This window comes from Methylobacterium sp. J-059 (assembly GCF_022829485.1).
In the GTDB taxonomy this organism is placed as follows: Bacteria; Pseudomonadota; Alphaproteobacteria; order Rhizobiales; family Beijerinckiaceae; genus Methylobacterium.
The window spans coordinates 1-369 of record NZ_JAKSYA010000076.1 but is presented as its reverse complement, the minus strand read 5'-3'; the positions used below and the strand labels follow the sequence as shown (position 1 = coordinate 369).

The 369-nt window shown below is 68.8% G+C and carries 1 protein-coding gene; it reads right to left on the bottom strand.

The genetic code is table 11. The features are described 5' to 3' along the window. On the bottom strand, positions 1-340 hold a 340-nt coding region (locus MKK55_RS08755; protein WP_243934256.1), incomplete at its 3' end, for a hypothetical protein. Positions 341-369: the final 29 nt, after the last annotated feature.

Genomic DNA, 369 nt, shown 5'->3' with positions numbered 1-369 from the left:
CGGCGACGAAGGCCTCGACGTTGTCGACGAGCTGGTCGGCCAGGATCTGCATCGCCTCGGACTCGAACAGACACAACAGCTTCTTCATGTTGTGTCCTCCCGCCCGCTTCTCGGCGCTGACGGCGTTCGTCTTGGAAGTGGGGTCCGAGCTCGTCTGTCGCTCAGCCTTCCCCCCCCCCGGCGGGGGAGGGTGGCCCGCGAAGCCGGTCGGGAGAGGGTCCGCGCGACGTCCGGAAACGTGGCTAACTTGTCCCGACCCTCGCTGACGCGAGGCCCACCCTCCCCCGTACCCAAGTCGGGCCTGCCCGACTTGGGCATACGGGGTGCGGATCTCGGGCAAGCCCGAGATCCGTCGGGGGGAGGGAAGGC